Genomic DNA, 13,768 nt, shown 5'->3' with positions numbered 1-13,768 from the left:
GAGTGCGACCCCGAGGGGCTTGTCAGCGATGACCCCGGATGGGGGCTCACCCGTTTCCGTACCTCGGTTACGCAGTTACCACTTAAAGGTGCCGCCAAGGCTGACCAACTGCATCTGAGTGTTGCCGTTGACCAGGTTGCTGTTACCGGGCTGATGCGAGTGACCGTACAGGTACTGCGCGTACAGGCTCAGATCCTTGCCGATCACGTAGTTGCCACCGACGGCAGCGCCATATTCGGACAGGGTGCGGGCTTCCCCTTTCTTGCCGGCATACTGGTTACCAGCGGTCTGGCTGTCGAAGAAGCTGGCGCCAATCACATAGGGCCCTATGACATAGTTGCCACCGACGATGTAGGCCTGCGCGTCACGCGTGCCTTTCGGCTTCGGCGCGTAGCCATCCAGGGTCTGGCCCCACTTGATGTTGGCGCCGAGGGTAACGGCATCTCCACCGAGGAACAGGTCATTATACGTGGTCTGCAGACCAGCTTGCACGACCTGCAGCTTGTCGAGGTTGTAAGCCGCATTGGCGCCAGCGATGCTGCTGGTGTAGCGGATCGGGTTGCCGTCGAGGAAGCCGACGGAGGCCTTGGAGTTGAAGCCGTGCGCCTTCAGCGCGTACTGGCCAGCCACGTCGAAGGTGTTCTGACGCTCCGTCGCCAGGGTGGAGTTGAAGGTGCCGGTCGAGCTGATGGAAGCGCAGGTGGCGCCAGCGACGGCGCAGGTCGCATAGCCTTCCTTGATGCCGTTACCGTTCGGCTCATAGGAGGCCATAGCGGAGAACTTGCCGCCCAGGTAAGGCTCGGTGACCGACGGGGAGATCAGCACAACCTTGTCGGTGGTGTAGAGCGCGCCCTGGTCGGCATAGATGAACTGGCCGGGCCGAGCCTTGCTGGGCACGACGTATTGCGAGCCGTCGTTGCTGGCCCATTGGGTGCCATCACCGAACTGCTCGATCACGCCGGTCTGCAGCAGGGAGAAGGCGCCGTCGGTCTGGCCGTAACGGACATAGCCGTAATCCGGGGTGCCGATATAGCCATAGGCGCGGCGGACATACAGGCTGCTGGTGCCGGCCGTCGAGTTGGAGGAGCTGCCCGCGCCCTTGCCGGCGTCGGAGAACGTGACGCGCGTTTCGACCTGGGCACCGTAGGAGATGCCGCCAATGGTCGTCGCGTCGAAGCCTGGGTACAGGCGGAAATCACCGTTGGTGGTGACCGGGTTCAGCTTGTTGCCGCCGACGTTGTTATAGGTCGAACCGACATGATCCAGGCCGAACTGGAAGTAGCCGTTGACATGAACGGCAATGGTGCCCGGAGCGACGGGCGTGACCGGCTGGGCGTTCGCGCCGCCAGCGGCGAGCAGCGCGCCCATCGAGGCCACGGAGGCCAGAAGTACCTTACGCATAAAACTTATCTCCCAGCTTGTCTGTTAATCCGGCTTCTTTAATAGGCTTATTAGCGTAAATTCCAGACCTCCCCGCAGCTGTCAATACCGTTTCAAAAAATTCCGCGGAACTACGCCCCGGCGCGGCCGCTCTGGAAAAACCGAACGCCAGCCTGCGGTAAACCGGAAACGCGCATCGGCCCGGCGCCCGGCGCGAACAGGGTGCCGCCGGTGAAGCGCAGTTCTGCCTGGTCCCCCTGGCGCAGCCCGGTTTCCAGCAGCGCATCGGCGGTCATGGCGGCTTCCAGAGTCACGTCGCCGTGGGTGAGGCTGATGCGTGCCTGCGCGCCGGTGGCGGCGATGCGCGCCACACGCCAGCTGCCCTGCGCCGCCGGCACCGGTACCAGATGGTGCGGGCGGATGAACACCTCAGCCCCGCCATCCGGCAGGCTGGCATGGCCGATCTCGAACCCAGCCTCCGCGCGGACCACGCCGTTGCGCACCTGCACGGCAAGACGGTTGCTCTCGCCCAGGAACTCATGGATGAACGGGGTGGCGGGGTTCCGATAGATGTCGATCGGCGTTCCCTCCTGGCTGATTTTCCCGTCCTTCATAATCACTACGCGGTCGGCGAGGTCGAATGCCTCTTCCTGGTCGTGCGTCACGAAAATGGTGGTGATGTGCATCTCGTCATGCAGCTGGCGCAACCAACGGCGCAGATCGCGGCGCACCACGGCGTCCAGCGCGCCGAACGGCTCGTCGAGCAGCAGCACGCGCGGCTGGCTAGCGAGCGCACGGGCCAGGGCCACACGCAGGCGCTGACCGCCGGAAAGCTGCGCCGGGTAGCGGCTGGCCAGGGTCTCCAGCTGAATGAGCTTCAGCAGCTCCTCCACCTTGGCCTTCACCACCGGCTTGGCGGTTTTGCGGATGCGCAGCGGGAAGGCGATGTTCTCGAAGACGGTCATGTGCCGGAACAGCGCGTAATGCTGGAACACGAAGCCCACGCCGCGCTCACTGGCATGGCGTTTGGTCGTGTCGTCCGCGCCGACGCGGATGCTGCCCCAGTCCGGCTGGTCCAGCCCAGCGATGAGCCGCAGCAGCGTCGTCTTGCCCGAGCCCGAGGGGCCGAGCAGCGCCAGCAACTCGCCGGGGTGGACGGTGAGGTTCACGTCAGACAGCACCACCTGGCCGCCAAAGGCGCGGGAGACGTTGGCGATCTTGATCTCGGTGGGCATCAGCTTGCTTTCCTGCGTTTGACGGCGGCGAGCTCTTCGCGCAGCGAGAATTCCAGCGCTGCCTTGAGGACAAGGGTGACAAGGGCCAGCATGGCGAGCAGCGAGGCCGCCGCGAACGCCGCCTGGATTTCATAGGATTCATAGAGGGATTCGACCGCCAGCGAGAGCGTGTCGGTGGAGCCGAACACCTTGCCCGAGACGACGGACACGGCGCCGAACTCGCCCATGGCGCGGGCGTTGCAGAGCAGCACGCCGTAGAACAGGCCCCAGCGGATTTTCGGCAAGCTGACGCGCCAGAAAATCTGCCAGCCGGACGCGCCGAGCGTCACCGCCGCTTCCTCTTCCTCATTGCCCTGCTCCTGCACAAGCGGGATCACCTCGCGCGCCACAAAGGGGAACGTGACGAAGATGGTGGCGATGATCATGCCCGGCAGGGCGAAGATGATCTGTATGTTGTGCGCCGAGAGCCAGCCGCCAAGCAGGCCGTTGAGGCCGAACAGCAGCACCTCCAGCAGGCCGGCGATGACCGGCGAGATGGAAAATGGCAGGTCGATGAGAGTGATGAGCAGGTTGCGGCCCTTGAAGTCGAACCGGCCGATGCACCAGGAAGCGCAGATGCCGAAGATGAGATTCGCCGGCACAGCCACGGCGGCGATGGTGAGTGTCATCCAGATTGCCGACTGCACATTGGGGTCGGCGATGGCGGCGACATAGGCGCCGAACCCGGCAGAGAGCGCCTGCGCGAACACGGCGATGAGGGGCAGCAGCAGAAACACCGCCATGAAAATGAGCGCGGTGCCGATGAGCAGAATTCTATTGGCCATGGCGCTTCCTCATCCAGGCTTGCAGCAGGTTGATGGTGAGCAGCAACAGGAACGACACCGCGAGCATAAGCACACCGATGGCGGTGGCGCCCTGATAGTCGAACTGGTCCAGCTCCTGGACGATGAGCAGCGGCACGATCTCGGAGATCATCGGCTTGTTGCCCGCGATGAAGATGATGGAGCCGTACTCGCCAAGGCAGCGGGCGAAGGCCAGGGCGAAGCCGGTGAGTAGCGCGGGCAGAATGGCGGGCAGGGAGATGCGCAGGAAAATCTGCACCGGGCTGGCGCCCATGAGCTGCGCCGCCTCCTCCTGCTCGGGCTCCAGATCCTCGATGACCGGCTGCACCGTGCGCACGATGAACGGCAGGGAGACGAACATCATGGCGACCACGATGCCCGCGGGTTGGAAGGCGATGGTGACGCCCAGAGGGGCGAGAATGCCGCCGATCCAGCCATTCGGCGCGTACAGCGCCGAGAGCGAGATGCCGGCAACGGCGGTGGGCAGGGCGAAGGGCAGATCCACCAGCGCATCGGCGATGCGGCGGAAGGGAAACTCGTAGCGGGTGAGCACCCAGGCCACCAGCAGCCCGAACCCGGCATTGGCCAGGCTCGCGTATAATGCCGAACGCAGGCTCACCCACAGATCAGCCAACACACGCGCCCGGGTGATCTCCGCGAGGAAGGCGCCCCAGCCCATGCCCGCGGTGAACCACAGCATCACCCCCAGCGGCCCCAGCACAATGACAAAGAGCCAGAGCAATGTGATGGCGAGGCTGGGCGCAAAACCCGGCAGCACGCTGGCGGAACGCCAGGTGAAGCCGCGCGACGCGGGGTGAACAGAGGCGCTCACGCCGGGCGCTTCAGCTGCTGATGCCGAAGAACTGTGCGCCGCTCTGGCCAAAGGCCTGGTCCAGATAGCCGCCATTGCCGAAGAACTCCGGCTGCGCCTTGGCCCAGCCGCCGAAATCTGCCACGGTAATGAGATTCACCTTTGGGAACTGGCTGGCATATTTCGCCGCCACGCCAGCATCGCGCGGGCGGTAGAAATTCTGCGCGATCACTTCCTGCGCCTCGGGCGAGTACAGATATTCCAGATAAGCCGTGGCCAGGGCGCGGGTGCCGTGCTTGTCCACGTTCTTGTCCACTACCGCGACGGGCGGCTCGGCCAGGATGGAGATCGATGGCACCACGATCTCATAGGCATCGCTGCCTGCCTGCTTGATGGACTGGAACGCATCCGACTCCCAGCCGACCAGTACGTCACCGATATTGCGCTGCGTGAAGGTGAGGGTGGAGCCGTGTGCGCCGGAATCCAGCACCGGCACGTTGGCGAAGAATTTCTGCAGATAGTTCAGCGCGGCCTTGTCGCTGCCGTAGGCCTTCTGCGCCCACGCCCAGGCGGCCAGCACGTTCCAGCGCGCTCCGCCGGAGGTCTTCGGATTCGGCGCCACGATCTGCACGCCAGGCTTCACCAAGTCACCCCAATCCTTGATGTTTTTGGGGTTGCCCTTGCGCACCAGGAACACGATGGTGGAGGTGTAGGGGGTGGAGTTGTCCGGCAAGCGGGACTGCCAGTCCGGCGCGATCAGCCCCGCCTTGACGATGGCGTTGATGTCGTAGGCCAGCCCCAGCGTTACCACGTCTGCGGGCAGGCCCTCGATGACCGCGCGAGCCTGCGCGCCTGAGCCGCCATGGGAATAATGCAGGGTGGGGGTAACGCCGGTTTTCTTCGCCCAATAGGCGGCGAACAGCTTGTCGTAGGCGGTATAGAGCTGCGCTGTGGGGTCGAAGGAAACGTTCAGCAGCGTGTTGGCATCGGCCAGCGCGGGCGCCGCGGTCAGCGCGGAGGCCGCCCCGGCGGCGGAGAGCGCCAGGGCGGCGCGGCGGGTAAGGCGGGTGGTCATGTCGAGAGTCCCTTGCTGGTTATTGGCTATGTGGTTCCCATAATCCTCAAGGATAAATATGCACACTTAGTCAACCTGATCAATAGGATTTAAAGGTATTCCATCCAGACTTACAGGCCGCGCTCAACGTTTCGGCCATTGCCAGGCTCCATGCCGGGAAAACCGGGACAAGCAAGAAGCGGAAAGGCTGGTGATTAGTAAGCGTCTGCTGAGCGGCGGCTTGCCGCCGAGGCTGTGTGGAAAGTCTGTTTGAGTGGAGCCGCCTGCGCGGGAATTTTGTGTCCGACGCGGACGATCAAGCAGATTGCCCGTGACTTTCCTGCGTTGCGGACGTTCAGAACAACATGACATTTCCAAGCCGCATTAATTGCGCGAATGGCTCCTGGCAGAAGCCGCGGGGACGGGTGTTCACGCAGCAAAGGCCAAAAACAGGCATAACGCATGTGGTTGCGCTCTAAACAATCAAGGGGCCAGAAGTCTTTCTGGCGCAGTTATCGTTGTTTTTTGGCAGTCTAGCCGCTTTAGCTGTTGTTTTTTGTGGCGCGTTAATTGCATATACCTTGCCATCAATGAGGCTAAGTGATGGTCAGCGCGAAATTTTATTACGAAGACGGTATTTCACAAGTATCGCCACAATAACTTGGGCGATGCTCGGTGGACTGGTGGCTGTTGTGCTGCCGACAACGTCAAAGCTGGTTTTTGCTCCGCTCAACCTGTTGTTGCGTCTCGATTGGCGCCGATCGCGCGTATGAGGCTGCCCGCGATAGGTTTGGTGCTGCTTTATGCGGGCTTTCCAGCGCGGCCAATGGGAAGTCCTCCAGCCTGACGCGGAGCCATCTCTGCCCCAATGCCGATCGGCTCGTCATCGCTCAGCCCATCGCGCCTCCCTTCAAACCGTAGATGCCAAGTTATACGGTGTCACTTCTTGCCCCCTGGCCATCAAGTGGCCGAGGCGACTGAACGAAAGCATAAGGAGTAAGTCATGGAACCATCCGTCAGCCCAAATGCGTCCGGCAAACTAAAACGCGAGGTCCGCTTTGTTAGCCTCCTGTTCGCCAGCACCACCAGCATCGTCGGGTCGGGCTGGCTCTTCGGCGCCTACCACGCCGCACGGATCGCGGGCCCGCTGAGCATCTGGAGCTGGGTGGTCGGTGCCGTGATCATCATGTTGATCGCGTTGTGCTTCTCCGAGCTGGCGGCGCTGTTTCCGCGCAGCGGCGCGCTGGTGCATATGAGCCACGCGAGCCACGGGGAAGGGCTTGGACGCATCTGGGGCTGGATGCTGTTCCTGGCCTATGTCCCTGTTCCGGCGGTTGAAGGCGAGGCCGTCGTCACTTACGCCAACAACTACCTGCCGTACTTCATCCAACCGCATAGCAATGGCCTGCTGACAACAACCGGCTTCATCGTTTGTGCACTACTCCTGGCTTTGTTTGCGTTCCTGAATCTTCTCGCGGTACGTCTATTGCTGCGTTTCAACGCCGCTATTACCATGTGGAAGATCGCGGTGCCGCTGCTGACCGTTATCGTGCTCATCTGCGCCAGCACGCACTGGAATGTCGGGGCCGCGGCTCCAGGCACCTACCAGTTCTCGGGCATTTTTACCGCTCTGCCGACGGCGGGCGTCATCTTCAGCTTCCTCGGTTTCCGCACGGCCATCGATCTCGGAGGTGAAACCTCCAACCCGAGCCGCAATATTCCCCTGGCGGTGATCGGCTCGGTACTGGTTGCGGCGGTCATTTATATCCTGCTGCAGGTGGCGTTCCTGATGGCGCTGCGCCCGTCTGACCTGGCAAATGGCTGGAATCATCTGAGCTTCACGGGCCAAGCCGGGCCGTTTGCCGGTCTCGCCGCGACGCTTGGCATCGGCTGGATGGCGACGCTGCTCTATGTGGACGCCTATATTTCGCCAGGCGGCACCGGGTTGATGTACCTCACCGGAGGCGCGCGGATCCTGTTCGCCCTGGGCGAGACGAAGGCCGGCCCGCGCGGATTGATGGCGCTAAATAAGGCGAAAGCGCCCTGGCTCGCGGTGCTGGTAATGTGGGGTGTCGGCGTCCTGTTCCTGCTGCCGTTCCCGGCATGGCAGCTGATGGTGGGCTATATCACGTCCGTTACGGTGCTGACCTATGGGCTGGGGCCGATTGTGCTGCTGGTTCTGCGCCGCAGCCAGCCCGCGCTGCACCGGCCATTTCGTCTGAAAGGTGCGGGCTATCTAGCGCCGCTTGCCTTTATCTGCAGCAACTGGATCATCTACTGGACCGGCTTCATGACCACCACGGTCCTGTTTGCCATCATTGCCGTGGGGTTCGTGCTGTATGCGGGCTATTACCATCTCATCACGAAACAGCCGGCGTCGGAGTTCGGTTGGTGCTACATCGCCTGGCTGCTGCCCTGGTTTGGCGGCATATGGGTGATCTCCGCGCTCGGCAATATCGGGGGCGGCTTTGGTGTGCTCGGGTTCTGGCCGGGCGTGGTCCTGGTAGCAATCTGGAGCCTGATCGTTATCGCCTTCGCCCTGCGCTCCGCGCTACCGGCGGAAGAGACCGCGGAGATGATGGTACGCATGGAAAACATCATGTGATCGTACCCCGCGCGGGAGGCAGCCTGAAAAGCGCTCTCCTGCGCGGGCAGATCCGCGCGCCTGCGCCTGTCGTTCACGGGCATCGCAAGAGAGCGTGATCGCTCGATCCGGCGAGGGCAAAATCCGGCCGGCCTGCGGCCCAGGCGCTGCCGCAGTGATCTTTTGATTCAAAAATTACGCTAAATCTATGGAACGAGAGTTAATGCCGACTACAGGATTCGATGATACCCGGAATGCGTTGGACGTTGCCCGTCACACGCCGTCAGAACCGAACCGGTTCTTGAAATGTGCGGGACTTATGCCCAAAACAGCGAGCCTTCTGACGGGTCTCTTCAGCGTTGGCCTGTGTGTTTCGGCGCACGCGCAGCAGGCCAGCGAGACATCGGTCGAGCAGCAAACTGTGAGCAACCAATGGTTCACCGGCTCGCTGGTCTCGCCCTCGCCGGCATTGCCGGTGGCTGGGCTGGTGGCGATCGAGCCTTATGACATCGTGACGCTGAATACCGGCTCCTATGACGCGCGCGGAAACCATCACGGTGGGAGCGATAACGCCAGGAGCAACACGGAGCTTTCACTGCTCGAATACAGCATCACAAAACGGCTGAGCATTGAGACGATTCCCGTGGGCACTTACGCGTGGAACAGCAAGACGACTTCGCACGGCGAGGAGATCGCCGACCTGCCCGTTGACCTGAAATACCGGGTGCTCGATCAGAACACCGTCACGGGCGCGCCGTCCGTGACCTTTGACCTCGGCATGGAGTTCCCCACCGGCCCGCATGACCAACTCGCCACCGGGCTCGACGGCGCGGGTGGCGGCAGCTTCAATTTGCGCCAGGGGATAACCCTGCAGTCGCTGTTTGACACCTGGGGCAACCATCCGCTGCGCATCCGCGTATGGGAGCAGTTCCAGCTGCCGCTAACCCATCCCTCGGTCAAGGACGTGAGCGTCTACGGCACCGGGGCTGGGTTCAATGGCACGGCGCATCCGGGGGACCAATGGGCCGCCGGCATCTCGCCCGAATATGCGATCAATCAGCGTTGGCTGCTCGCGACGGATATTGTCTACAGCTATGCGGATGGCTCCCGGGTGCGTGGAACCGATGCCTTTGGGAACAATGTGAATTTCAGCTCGGGCAGCAGCAAGAACTGGTCCTTCGCGCCGGCGGTGGAATATAACTGGTCGTGGCAATATGGCGTTATCGTCGGCGTGCAGTACACCTTGGGTGGCCACAATAGCAGTTCTTATGTGTCTCCGCAGATCGCGTTGAACATGGTCTTCTGATGCACGACGTTTGATGTAAGGCCGTTTTCATGAGCGAGACATCCGTGGCACTGCGCCGCGCCTTTGACCATGCCACCGCCTATCTCGAAGGACTCGACGATCGCCCCGTGGCATCGACGTCAACCTTAGCGGAACTTCGCAGCCGTTTGCGCATGCCGCTCGCGGCCACGCCGACACCTGCGGCGACGGTCATCGACGATCTCGTCGCGGCGACCGAAGGCGGGCAACTGGGGTCCGCCAGCGGCCGCTTCTTCGCGTGGGTCATTGGCGGTGCGCTGCCCTCCGCCTTGGCGGCCGATTGGCTGGCATCGGCCTGGGATGTAAACGCATGCCTCTATGCCTGCGGTCCAGCCGCCGCGGTCGTGGAGGAAGTGGCGGGCGAGTGGGTCAAGGATGTGCTCGATCTGCCGCGCGACGCATCTTTCGCGTTCACGACCGGGTGCCAGTTTGCGCACATGACCTGCCTCGCGGCGGCGCGGCACAGCTTGCTGGCCGCGCGCGGGTGGGATGTGGAGGCGAACGGGCTTTCCGGCGCGCCGCCGATCCGGGTGCTCGCAACCGAACAACGCCACGGATCGGTCGAAAGAGCCTTGCGCTTTCTGGGTATCGGAACGCGTGCTCTGCACCCCCTGCCGACTGACGACGATGGAAGGCTGCGGGCGGCGACATTGGCGACGGCGCTCGCAGCATCGGATAGCCCGACGATCGTCGTCCTGGATGCGGCCGATCTCAATGTCGGTGCCTGTGACCCCTTTGCCGAGCTTATCCCGCTGGCGCGGGAGGCTGGCGCATGGGTGCATGTCGATGGGGCATTCGGCCTATGGGCGCGCGCCAGTCGGCACCACCGGCATCTCGTCGCCGGCGTCGAACTCGCCGACTCGTGGGCGACTGATGCGCATAAATGGCTGAATACGCCCATGGATAACGGCATCGCGATCGTGCGCGACCGGGCGGCTCATCGGGCGGCGATGACGCTCAGCGCCCATTATCTCGTCGCTGGCGGGGATGCGCGTGATGCGATCGACTGGACCCCGGAGTGGACGCGGCGCGCACGCGGATATGCTGTCTATGCGGCGTTGCGGGAGTTGGGTCGCGATGGTGTCGCGGCGCTGGTCGACCGCTGCTGCGAACATGCCAAGGCGCTGGCGCATGGCATTGGGGCGCTGGCTGGAGCCGAGCTGGTCGCCGCCCCGACCATCAATCAAGGACTGGTGCGCTTCCTCGATCCGGACGGCGACCATGACCGGTACACCGATGCGATGATCGCGGCCATCAATGCCGAGGGGACAGCCTTCTTCAGCGGCACGACGTTTCGGGGACGCCGCGCAATGCGCATCAGCGTGGTCAATTGGCGCACCAACGAGATGGACGTGCGCCGCACGATAGAGGCCATAGGGCGTGTGCTGGCGAACGGCCGCGTTCGGGCAACATGACACATCAAGATGTAGTGTCAGAGGGGCGGCTGAAAGTCCCTGCAGAGCTGGTCCTGGCGTTTATCACCCTGATCTGGGGCTTCACGTTTCTCGTCATCAAAATCGGCCTTGCGCATGGTGGGGCTTTGGCGCTCGTGGGGCTCCGCTTCGCGATGGGGGCTGCGCTGCTCACGCTGATTACCCGCCCGTCATGGCCAACGGCCCGGGAATGGCGCGCCGGCTTCCTGATCGGCGCTTCGATTTTCGCCTGCTACGGCTTGCAGGCACAGGGGCTTACGTCGATCGCGTCGAGCCGATCGGCCTTTTTCACCGCGCTGTACGTCCCGATGGTGCCGCTGTTGCAGTTCGTGTTTTTCCGCAAGCGGCCGGGCCGGATTGCTCTTGCCGGCATCCTGCTGGCTTTTGGAGGGCTCGTTCTGCTCTCCCACCCCAAGGGGCTCAGCCTGCACCTGTCATTGGGCGACCTGCTCACAATTGCCTGCGCGCTCGCCTGCGCCATCGAGATACTTCTGCTCGGCCGTTATGCACCGCGCTGTAATCCGTCGCGTCTGGCGGTGGTGCAGATGAGCATGGTCGCCGTGTTCAGTCTGAGCGCCAGCCTGATCACCGGCGCGGAACCGCCCTGGGCCTATCCTCCTTTTTGGTTCGCCACCGGGGCGCTGGGCGCCGCGACCGGCCTGATCATCTTCGGCCAAGCCTGGGGCCAGGCGCGCGTTCCGGCGCTTCGGGCGACCGTGATATACGCCATGGAGCCCGTCTGGGCTGGCGCCGTGGGGGCGGTGGCCGGTGACCCGATGGATACGGCTACGCTCGCCGGTGCGGGGATGATTCTGGCCGGCATCCTGGCTGAGACCCTGAAACGGTTCACGCGTGAGGACTGATTGGGCGCCGATTCACGTAAAGGGGGGATGATGAGGGGCGGTGATGGACGGATCCGGTTCGACGGGATGCAGCAAGGCAACTCACGCCACCGCAGCTCATACTCCCCAGGCAAATCCAGCCTTGAAGTGTAATGTATAGTACGGTACATAAGGCGGCGCAAACTAGATTTATGAGGTTTTCATGTCCGTCACCGTACCCCGGCTGCTGGGTATTTCCGGCAGCATCCGCAAGGAATCGACCAACACAGCGATCCTCAACACCCTGGCCGACACGCTGGGGGCGAAGGCGTCACTCACAGTGTTTTCGCTGAACGACATCCCGCTCTACAACAGCGACCTCGAAGGCGATGCGCTGCCGCAGCCGGTGCGCGCGCTCAAGGCGGCCATCGCCGCCTGCGACGGTCTCATCCTCGCCACGCCGGAGTACAATCACGGCATGTCTGGCGTGCTGAAGAACGCGCTCGACTGGGCCTCGCGGCCTGCTTTTGCCTCGCCGCTCAAGCACAAGCCGGCGCTGCTGATGACCTCGTCGCCGGGTTATGTCGGTGGTGCCCGCGCCCATGCGCAGATGCAGGAAACCCTCGCCTCCACGCTCTCGCGCGTCGTCGCCCGGCCGCAAATCGTCATCGCCGGCGTGGCGCAGAAGATCGTCGATGGGCGGCTCGTGGACGAGGCGACTCTGAAATTCTGTGGAGAGGCGATCGACGACCTGCTGACGGAGATCCGTCTCCTGCAACGGGCCGCAGCCACAGTCCGATGAACACCGAGCCGGGGGACGAGCGGCCGGAAGCACGGCGGACGCGGCGGGGCGAGGCGCGCGACGCGCTGCTGCGCGCCCGCGCCGCAGATCTGTTTCTCGAGCGCGGCTATGACAGCGTCACCATCGACGATGTGGTGCGCGATGTCGGCGGTTCGAAGGGCAGTGTCTACAGCTTCTACGGCGGCAAGGACGGTCTGTTCCTTGCCGCCATGGACGACACGCTCAACGACCTGACCCTGCCGCTCAAGCGCCTGGAGCTGAAAAGCTTGTCGTTGGAACGGGGGCTCAGCGAGTTCGCGGGCACGCTGCTCTCCGTGCTGCTGCAAGAGCGCCATCTGGCGTTCCAGCGCTTGGTGATCGCGGAGGCCATGCGGCACCCGCAGGTCGGCCTGAACTGGCACCAGCATGGGCCTGCCGCGACCCGCGCCATCCTGGCGGGATTCCTTGCCAATCAGCAGGCGCTCGGCCGGGTGCGCCCGGATGCCGATCCGGCGCGGGCCGCCACCCTGTTCCACGACATGATCACCTTCGATCTCCTGAACCGGGCCATGATGAGGATTGGCGGCGGCCCCGGCCCGGAGGAGGTTGCCGAGACGATCCGCGATGCCGTTGCCGTGTTCACGCGCGGCATCGGCCAACCGAAGGAGGCGGAACCGGCATGAAGCTCTCTCCCGGGAGCCTCGTCTTCACCATTTTCCTGGGCGCGCTCGCGGCCATGCCGCCATTGTCGATCGACATGTCGTTGCCCGCCCTGGTGCCCATCGCCAAAGCCATGGGTGTGACAGCCAACCTTATGGGGCTGACATTGAGCCTGTTCATGGCGGGCTTCGCCCTCGGCCCCCTCATCTATGGCCCCGCCGCGGACAGGTTGGGGCGGCGGCCCGTGTTGCTGGCCGGGCTGGTGCTGTTCACCATTGGCGGGCTGGGCGCGACGCTAGGCGGCTCGATCGGCGTGCTGCTCGGCGCGCGTTTTTTCCAGGGCCTTGGCGCTGGTGCGGGCATGAGCCTCGCCTTCGCCATGGTCCGCGATCTGTTCGAGGGGAAGGCGGCGCAGCGGCGCCTTGCTGTCATCACCATCATCGCCAACACCGCCCCCATCGTGGCGCCGACGCTGGGAGCGGGGGTACTCAGCCTGGCGGGGTGGCGGAGCACGTATGGCGTGACGGGGTTAGCCGGCCTGCTGCTGCTCGCTGTCACCTGGCTCAGCCTCGCCGAAACGCGACCGGACTGGGCGCCGCTGCCAGGCCCGTTCCTGCCGCAGCTTCTGCGCGGCTATCGCCGCGTGCTCACACATGCTGACGCCGTGCGCCATATCATCGTCAACGGTCTGGGCTTCGCTTGGCTGTTCGCCTACGTATCGTAACCGATGCGAGGACACCCACGGTGTGTGATGTTGATCTACGGTGATATCTCTGCGACGCGTTGGGGCATCCAGAAGTCTCTGATTGATGGCACGACGACGGGTATGTCGTGATAGGCGAC

Annotated in this window: 12 protein-coding genes; 7 read left to right on the top strand and 5 right to left on the bottom strand. The window is 63.6% G+C overall.

The window, feature by feature from the left end; all coding sequences use genetic code 11:
- Positions 1–75 precede the first annotated feature (75 nt).
- The 5 genes from ACLPJJ_RS02110 to ACLPJJ_RS02090 form a co-directional block, all read right to left on the bottom strand.
- Complete coding sequence (locus tag ACLPJJ_RS02110) at positions 76–1,401, bottom strand: porin (RefSeq protein WP_443589098.1); 1,326 nt, start codon at positions 1,399–1,401, stop codon at positions 76–78.
- A gap of 110 nt (positions 1,402–1,511) precedes the next feature.
- Positions 1,512–2,615 carry a sulfate/molybdate ABC transporter ATP-binding protein gene (locus tag ACLPJJ_RS02105; protein WP_443589097.1) on the bottom strand — a complete coding sequence of 368 codons (1,104 nt, stop codon included), beginning with the start codon at positions 2,613–2,615 and terminating at the stop codon, positions 1,512–1,514.
- On the bottom strand, positions 2,615–3,439 hold the full coding sequence (gene cysW / locus ACLPJJ_RS02100) for a sulfate ABC transporter permease subunit CysW (RefSeq protein WP_443589095.1): 825 nt from the start codon (positions 3,437–3,439) through the stop codon (positions 2,615–2,617). The genes ACLPJJ_RS02105 and cysW overlap by 1 nt, the downstream gene beginning before the upstream one ends.
- Complete coding sequence (cysT, locus tag ACLPJJ_RS02095; protein ID WP_443589093.1) at positions 3,429–4,289, bottom strand: sulfate ABC transporter permease subunit CysT; 861 nt, start codon at positions 4,287–4,289, stop codon at positions 3,429–3,431. The genes cysW and cysT overlap by 11 nt, the downstream gene beginning before the upstream one ends.
- Positions 4,290–4,299: 10 nt before the next feature.
- Positions 4,300–5,343, bottom strand: a complete 1,044-nt coding sequence (locus ACLPJJ_RS02090) for a sulfate ABC transporter substrate-binding protein (RefSeq protein ID WP_443589091.1) — start codon at positions 5,341–5,343, stop codon at positions 4,300–4,302.
- A 982-nt stretch (positions 5,344–6,325) separates the two neighbouring features.
- Here ACLPJJ_RS02090 and ACLPJJ_RS02085 point away from each other — a divergent pair.
- The 7 genes from ACLPJJ_RS02085 (at position 6,326) to ACLPJJ_RS02055 (ending at position 13,649) form a co-directional block, all read left to right on the top strand.
- Positions 6,326–7,927, top strand: a complete 1,602-nt coding sequence (locus ACLPJJ_RS02085; protein ID WP_443589089.1) for an APC family permease — start codon at positions 6,326–6,328, stop codon at positions 7,925–7,927.
- A 298-nt stretch (positions 7,928–8,225) separates the two neighbouring features.
- Complete coding sequence (locus ACLPJJ_RS02080) at positions 8,226–9,212, top strand: transporter (protein WP_443589087.1); 987 nt, start codon at positions 8,226–8,228, stop codon at positions 9,210–9,212.
- A gap of 29 nt (positions 9,213–9,241) precedes the next feature.
- Positions 9,242–10,645 (top strand): pyridoxal phosphate-dependent decarboxylase family protein, encoded by a 1,404-nt coding sequence (locus ACLPJJ_RS02075; protein ID WP_443589086.1) that lies wholly within the window; start codon positions 9,242–9,244, stop codon positions 10,643–10,645.
- Complete coding sequence (locus ACLPJJ_RS02070; RefSeq protein WP_443589085.1) at positions 10,642–11,526, top strand: DMT family transporter; 885 nt, start codon at positions 10,642–10,644, stop codon at positions 11,524–11,526. The genes ACLPJJ_RS02075 and ACLPJJ_RS02070 overlap by 4 nt, the downstream gene beginning before the upstream one ends.
- A 181-nt stretch (positions 11,527–11,707) precedes the next feature.
- Positions 11,708–12,286: an NADPH-dependent FMN reductase gene (locus tag ACLPJJ_RS02065; protein WP_443589084.1), complete on the top strand. Its 579-nt coding sequence runs from the start codon at positions 11,708–11,710 to the stop codon at positions 12,284–12,286.
- Positions 12,283–12,948 carry a TetR/AcrR family transcriptional regulator gene (locus ACLPJJ_RS02060; protein ID WP_443589083.1) on the top strand — a complete coding sequence of 222 codons (666 nt, stop codon included), beginning with the start codon at positions 12,283–12,285 and terminating at the stop codon, positions 12,946–12,948. The genes ACLPJJ_RS02065 and ACLPJJ_RS02060 overlap by 4 nt, the downstream gene beginning before the upstream one ends.
- Positions 12,945–13,649 (top strand): MFS transporter, encoded by a 705-nt coding sequence (locus tag ACLPJJ_RS02055; RefSeq protein WP_443589082.1) that lies wholly within the window; start codon positions 12,945–12,947, stop codon positions 13,647–13,649. Before ACLPJJ_RS02060 ends, ACLPJJ_RS02055 begins: the two co-directional genes overlap by 4 nt.
- Positions 13,650–13,768: the final 119 nt, after the last annotated feature.

It is taken from the genome of Acidocella sp. (assembly GCF_052326845.1).
GTDB lineage: Bacteria > Pseudomonadota > Alphaproteobacteria > Acetobacterales > Acetobacteraceae > Acidocella.
The sequence above is the reverse complement of the archived record's forward strand: the minus strand, read 5'-3'. Positions and strand labels throughout refer to the sequence as shown.